Source organism: Streptomyces sp. P5F9 (assembly GCF_057961495.1).
Genome location: NZ_JBXVPZ010000676.1, coordinates 1 through 3,849, shown reverse-complemented (window position 1 = coordinate 3,849; position 3,849 = coordinate 1). Strand labels below are relative to the sequence as shown.

The following is a 3,849-nucleotide window of genomic DNA, read 5'->3' as shown; positions in this document are numbered from 1 at the left end:
CTCCCAGCCCCCGGGCGAGTGTCGTCTTGCCGGCGCCCAGCTCGCCCGTGAGCATCACGAGGTCGCCCGCGCGCAGCAGTTTGGCGAGGCGGCGTCCCAACTCCCGCATCTGCTCGGGGGAGTTGATGGTCAGCTCGGCCTCAACCGGGTCGTGCACTGTGCTCACTTCCATCATCACTCACTTGCAGTAGTACACTGATTGCATTCCGCGAGGGATCGGTTCGGGCTGGACCGCAGCCGTAAGGCTGGAAGCCACCTCTCAGGAGGAGGCGGAGTCACAGCCACTTACGGTAGCCGCAAGTGGCACCGCACCAGTGCGGGCGAGCAGATCGGCAAGGCGGTCTATGACCACCTCCGGGTGCTCCAGCATGACCAGATGCCCGGCGTCCGGCACAAGTACGAGTTCCGCGTCGGGCAACTGGTCGGCGATGGCCTCGCTGTGCTCACTGGGCGTGACGAGATCGCCGATCCCGGCCAGCACGAGCACCGGCATGTCCTTGAAGTGGGTCAGGGCGGCGGTCTTGTCGTGCTCGGTGAACGCCGGATAGAACTCGGCGACGACATCGATGGGCGTGCCCTCGATCATCCGCTCGGCGAACCGCGCGACCGCTGGATCGACGTCCCGCGAAGCGAACGAGTACCGCTTGATGATCCCGGCGAACAGATCGGCGGTGGCCCGCCGCCCCCGCTCCACCAGCGCGGCCTGCTGCCCGAGCGCCTTCAGCACACCGGGCAGCACCCGCCGTACGGCGTTGACCCCGGCGACGGGCAGCCCGAAGTTGACCTCGCCGAGCCGCCCGGAGGACGTACCGACGAAGGCCGTGGCGACGACCCGGTCGCGGATCAGGTCGGGGTACTGGTCGGCGAGGGCCATCACCGTCATGCCGCCCATGGAGTGCCCGACGAGCACGATCGGCCCCTCGGGCACGGCCGCGTCGATCACGGCCTTCAGATCGCGCCCCAACTGGTCGATGGTGAGCGGCATGTCGTCTTCCAGCTGCGCGACCCCGCGCGCGGAACGCCCATGGCTGCGCTGGTCCCAGTGCACGGTCCGCACGACCCCGCGCAGGGCGGCCCGCTGGAAGTGCCAGGAGTCCTGGTTGAGGCAGTACCCGTGGCTGAAGACGACAGTGACGGGAGCGGGTGCCTTGCGCCCGAAGAGCCGCCGCCGCTTGGGCGTGACGGCGACGTCGGGCTCGATGTCGTCGACCTCGTAGTACAGCTCGGTCCCGTCGTCGGCCTGGGCCGTGCCCGGGGTGCCGCGCAGCGAGCCGTACGGCCCGGTGGAGTCGAGCGCCAGCCGGGCCCGCTCGCGCATCCCGCGCCCGACGGTCATCCGCTCTATGGCGACACCGGCCGCGGCCCCGGCGGCGATCACACCTATCGCGGCGCCCGCGATACCGGTGACCTTCCGCCAGTTCCCGCCCGCCCCCGCGGCGGCGGAGGCGACCGCGGCGACCGCCTCCGCACTGCTCTCGCTCACGTGCCGCTCCTCTTCACGTCACTTCCCTGCGCTACGTCGTCTCCCTCATACCCGGGGATGACCTCACCGACGACCTCGGGGACGATCTCTCCGACGGCCTCATTGACGTAGACGCGGGGAACGCGTGTTCCGATGCGGGTCACGATCTCGTACGCGATGGTGCCGGCGGCCTGCGCCCAGTCCTCGGCGGTGGGCTCACCGCGGTCACCGGCCCCGAACAGGATCGCCTCCGCCCCGGCCGCCAACTCGTCCCCGCCCAGGTCCACGACGAACTGGTCCATGGCGACCCGCCCCGCGACGGTCCGCCACTTCCCGCCGACGAGCACGGGCCCGGTACCGGAGGCATGCCGCGGAATGCCGTCCGCGTATCCGACCGGGATGAGTCCGAGGGTGGTCGCACCGGGCGTGACGTAGTGATGTCCATAACTGACCCCGTGCCCGCCGGGCACCTGCTTGACGAGCGCGACGGACGCCTTCAGGGACATCACTGGGCGCAGTCCGAAGTCGGCCGAGGACCCCACCTCGGGGCTGGGCGAGATGCCGTAGACGGCGATGCCGGTCCGGACGAGGTCGAAGTGCGAGTCGGAACGGGTGAGCGTGGCGGGCGAGTTGGCGATGTGCCGCACCTCGGCCCGCACCCCACGGTCCTCCGCGTACGACACCATCTCGCGGAAGAGGGCGAGTTGGGCGTCGACGGAGGGATGCCCGGGTTCGTCGGCGCAGGCGAGATGGGACCAGAGCCCGGTAATACGGAGAAGCCCGTCGCTCTCGGCGCGCAGGGCGGAGTCGACCAGCTCGGCCCAGTCGTCGCCGGGCTGACACCCGTTACGCCCGAGCCCGGTGTCGGCCTTGAGCTGCACGCGCGCGGGGAGCCCGGCAGCACGAGCGGCCGCGACGACCTCCTCCAGGGCCCACATCCCGCTCACCGACACATCGAGATCGGCCTCGACGGCCTCCCGCCAGGGCCCGCCCGGGGTCCACAGCCAGCACAGGATCCGCACGCCGTCGGGCAGCCCGGCGCGGGCCCGCAGGTCAAGCGCCTCCTGGGGCGTGGCGGTACCGAGCCAGGTGGCCCCCGCCTGCACCGCGGCACGCGCACAGGGCACGGCCCCGTGGCCGTAGGCATCGGATTTCACGACGGCCATGAGGGCCGCGCCCGGCGCGAGGGCGCGCAGAGTCCGCACGTTGGCCCGCAGGGCGCCCAGATCGATCTCGGCGCGGGCGCGCAACGGTGCGGTGGACTGTGTCTCTGTCTCGTTCATGGCACCCCCAGTGTCTCAGAGGGGACTGACACCCCCTCTGAGCCCTCCTTGTTCCCTAGTTCCCGGGCCGGTGCCCCCACACGTACACACGGTCGCCCTTCTTGAGGACGCCCCAGAGTCTGCGCGCGTCGGCCAGCCGCAGATTGACGCAGCCCCAGGAGCCGACGGTGGTGTAGATGCTGCCGTAGACGGCGTGGAAGGCGATGCCGCCGTCGAAGAACTGGGCATACGGCATAGGGCTGTTGTAGAGCGTCGACCAGTGGTTCTTGTGCTTCCAGTAGATCTTGTGCCAGCCGCCCCGGGTCACATGCCCGGTCCGCCCGCTCCGCATGGGCACAGGCCCGAAGACGACCTTCTTCCCCTTCTGCACCCAGGTGAGCTGACGGTCGAGATCGACACAGGCGACGCGGTACGAGCGGACGGGACATTTCCGGGCGGCATTCGGATTCTTCTTGGCGCCGATGAGCTGCATACGAGCCCACGTCACAGGCCCGGCGAACCCGATGGCGGGCTTGATGCCCTGCTTCTTCTGAAAGGCACGGATGGCCTTGCAGTCGCCGCTCGACTGCTTCCCGTCCACCGTGAGCTTCAGCCACCGTTCGACGCTCCGCTGATACGGCCCGGTCTGCTTGCTGCAGGTCACCTTGGCGACGGCGTCCGCGATCGGCACGTACTCGACGAGCGCGTAGGTCCCCGCGGCGGCGTCCCGCGGCTCGACCCTGTCCTCTTCGGCGGTAGGCGTGTACACCTTCGGCGCGAGCGCCTGATCCGGTGTGTCGATCTGCCACGGCTGATACGGCCCCGGCGGCACCCCCGGCACCAACTCGGTCTCCCCCGGCCCCGCGGCCGGCGGCACCGGCCCGTCCGCCCAGGCACTACCGGCCCCGATGGGGAGGGCGATCACCGCGGTGAGCAGCACCGCGATACTTCTGTGCGCGATTCGTGTACTGATCATGCGATCAGAGAAACGCGGCGTTACGACGGGAGCCGGGTGCCGCGCGGAGGGGTCACCCTTATTGACGAGCGTTCACTGTCAGCCCGTCCGGCGTTTGAGGACGAGGCCGTTCAGGCCGAAGGGGGGTCTGGGGGCGCAGCCCCCAGTGA

Annotated in this window: 4 protein-coding genes; all 4 read right to left on the bottom strand. The window is 70.1% G+C overall.

What is annotated here, in order from left to right:
- Window positions 1-175 (bottom strand): tRNA (adenosine(37)-N6)-threonylcarbamoyltransferase complex ATPase subunit type 1 TsaE (locus AC31A1_RS48290; protein ID WP_489659407.1); only part of this gene is annotated, 175 nt, incomplete at its 3' end.
- Between the two features lie 84 nt (window positions 176-259).
- Window positions 260-1,483, bottom strand: a complete 1,224-nt coding sequence (locus AC31A1_RS48285) for an alpha/beta fold hydrolase (RefSeq protein WP_489659406.1) — start codon at window positions 1,481-1,483, stop codon at window positions 260-262.
- The gene (alr, locus tag AC31A1_RS48280; protein WP_489659405.1) at window positions 1,480-2,745 is read right to left on the bottom strand and encodes an alanine racemase; all 1,266 of its coding nucleotides are present in this window, start codon (window positions 2,743-2,745) and stop codon (window positions 1,480-1,482) included. Before alr ends, AC31A1_RS48285 begins: the two co-directional genes overlap by 4 nt.
- A gap of 55 nt (window positions 2,746-2,800) precedes the next feature.
- Window positions 2,801-3,700 (bottom strand): L,D-transpeptidase family protein, encoded by a 900-nt coding sequence (locus tag AC31A1_RS48275; protein ID WP_489659404.1) that lies wholly within the window; start codon window positions 3,698-3,700, stop codon window positions 2,801-2,803.
- Window positions 3,701-3,849: the final 149 nt, after the last annotated feature.